Origin of the sequence: Aeromicrobium sp. REDSEA-S32_B7 (genome assembly GCF_001626145.1) — a bacterium.
Taxonomy (GTDB): Bacteria; Actinomycetota; Actinomycetes; order Propionibacteriales; family Nocardioidaceae; genus Aeromicrobium; species Aeromicrobium erythreum.
Window position 1 is genome coordinate 1 of sequence record NZ_LUNF01000016.1, and the last position, 2,510, is coordinate 2,510.

Sequence of the window (2,510 nt, forward strand, 5' to 3'; positions counted from 1 at the left end):
CTGGCCGCGGGCCTTGAGGGCGAGCTCGAGGAAGGTGTCGACCTCGGAGGCCGGGACGTTGGTGGAGATCAGCTCCGAGGACGCCTGGGCGATGGACTGGAAGTTGCGCAGCGCGACGCTGGGGCTGACCTGCTGGAGCATCGCGTTCATGACGCACTTCTGGCGGGCCATGCGGGAGTAGTCGTCGGAGTCGTAGCGCGCCCGGGCGTACCAGAGCGTCTCGAAGCCGGAGAGCTTGCGCGTGCCGGGGTCGATGTAGTGGAAGAAGTCGTCGTGGGGCAGGCCGACCGGGATCGCCTGCCGGACGTTGAGGGTGATGCCGCCGACGGCGTCGACGAGGTCCTTGAAGCCCTGGAGGTTGACCATCGCCCAGTAGTTGATCTGCAGGCCGGTGATGCCCTCGACCGCGGAGATGGTCGCGTCGACGCCCGGGTCCTCGCTGCCCTCGAAGAGCTCGGTGTTGTCCTGGGCCCAGGTGCTGACGCCGTTGAGGTAGTCGGCGTCGAAGCCGTCGGGGAACTGCTCGGCCATCACCGACCCCTCGGCGAACGGGAAGTTCTGCATGTTGCGCGGCAGCGAGACGAGCACCGTGCGGCCGGTGACCTCGTCGATGGAGGCGACGGTCAGGGAGTCCGGGCGCAGGCCCCAGCGCCCGGCGCCGGAGTCACCGCCGAGCAGCAGGACGTTGAAGCGGCCGTGGTGGGCGTCGGTGACCTGGCCGGAGCCGAACATGGTGAGCATCAGGTCGCGCTGCACGCCGACGACGTGCGCACCGAAGAGCAGGGCGCCGGCGACCGAGAGGCACAGCACGCCGTTGACGCCGACGGCGGCGCGGCGGTGCGCCAGGCCGAGGGTCAGCGGCTGACCCAGGCGCCAGGCGTCCATGAAGAGGAAGGCCCAGCCGACCGCGCCGACCAGGAGGGCCAGGCGCAGCAGCAGCAGGAACCACGGGGTCGAACCGAGGGTGAGAGCCAGCCCGTGGTCGAAGGCCACCGCGACCGCCCCGACCACGACCAGCAGCCACATCCCCACCCAGGTGCGCAGCGCGACCAGGCCGACGCGTCGGTTGCCGCCGGCCGCCAGCTGCGCCGAGCCGGGCGCGACCAGGGTCATCACCATCAGCGAGGCTCGGCGACCGAGGTGCGCGCTGCCTGGACGGGCGACCCGGGGGAAGGGGCGGGCATGCCCAGCAGTATCACCAGTCACAGGCGCCACACTGGTCTCGACACGCGGGTCGCGCCTTCGTGCCTCAGCCGCGCCGCTCGCTCGACCACCATCAGGAAGTCCGCTGACGCGTCCTTCCTAGGCGCGCCGACCCGCCTCGATCTCGGACTTGCGGGCCAGTCGGTGCGCCCGTCGGATCTCCGCCTCGCGGTGCCGCCGCAGGTCGTCGGGCGTCTCCGGCACCAGGGGTGGGACCTCGCGGGAGCGGCCCTCCTCGTCGATGGCGACGAAGACGAAGTACGCCGACGCCACGTGCAGCCCGTCGGCACTCGGGTCGTTCCAGGGCTGGGCCTCGACGCGCACCCCGATCTCCATCGAGGAGCGCCCGGCCCAGTTCACCTGACCCAGCGTGCGCACGATGTCGCCGACGTGGACCGGGGCGAGGAAGACCATCTCGTCGAGGCGCTGGTCGTCGGTGGAGAACAAGATGATGTTGGGCCGCTCGTCCCCGGGGGTCTCCACCGGCGCCTGCGCCGTCGCGCTCACCGAGAGCGGGTCCTCCGCGGGCGCGGGGCTGCTCATCGTCGAGGCGGCCAGCGCCAACGTCGCGACGATCGCCAGTAGGACGGCCACCAGGGGCAGGGTCCGGTGCAGGCGGGCGGGCGTGCTGGGCTGGCTCACGTCGGTCCTGGGTCCTCGCGGGGAAGCGTGCGGTGCGGGGGCATTGCGGGGGAAAGGCCCGGCACACGGTGGACGTCCTCGTCGACGTCGCGACCGGCGGGCCGCTGCCGATCGTAGCGACGTGGGCCAGCGAGTACCGCTTCGGCGGAGACACCCCCGGGGGTTCCCCCGGGCGCCGGTGACGGGTGGCCGCGGTGGGGTGAGAAGCCCCACACCCCTGGAGGCCGTCCCAGGGCCCCCGTCCGGTCACGGTCCCCGCCCCGGGACCGGTAAAGTCGGGTGCTTGCTGCCCGCGCCCCCGCAGGCGTCGCAGCAGGAGGAGCAGCAGGCGTGCCGTCGCCCCCGTGGCGGCCCGGTGGACAGGGAGCAGGACGCGGTGGCCGAGGACCTCGCAGCAGCCGAGATCGCGCGTGAGCAGGAGTACGTCGACGGCGTCTACGTCCAGCTGGCGGCCTCCTCCCAGGCGGCCCAGCGACTGGCCCGCGAGGGCCACGACCGCGGACGCCTGGGCCACGAGGGCGGGTTGGTCGAGCGCGACGCCATGGTCTTCCAGGCCGCCCGGCGCATCGCCCAGCTCGACGCCGCCCACGAGGGCCTGGTCTTCGGCCGCCTCGACATGGACCCCGACGTCGACCCCGAGCCGCGCTACGTCGGCCGGATCGGGT

General features: G+C 72.7%; 2 protein-coding genes and 1 pseudogene. 1 reads left to right on the forward strand and 2 read right to left on the reverse strand.

What is annotated here, in order from left to right; translation table 11 throughout:
• A partial coding sequence (locus tag A6Q79_RS00595) for an LCP family protein (protein WP_317695343.1) occupies window positions 1-1,119 on the reverse strand: 1,119 nt, incomplete at its 3' end.
• A gap of 183 nt (window positions 1,120-1,302) precedes the next feature.
• Entirely contained in the window at window positions 1,303-1,845 is a 543-nt protein-coding gene (locus A6Q79_RS00600) for a hotdog domain-containing protein (RefSeq protein ID WP_317695346.1), read from the reverse strand.
• 283 nt (window positions 1,846-2,128) lie between these two features.
• Between A6Q79_RS00600 and A6Q79_RS00605 the strand changes: the two are divergent.
• Window positions 2,129-2,510: pseudogene (locus A6Q79_RS00605) on the forward strand (hypothetical protein); the annotation flags it as partial.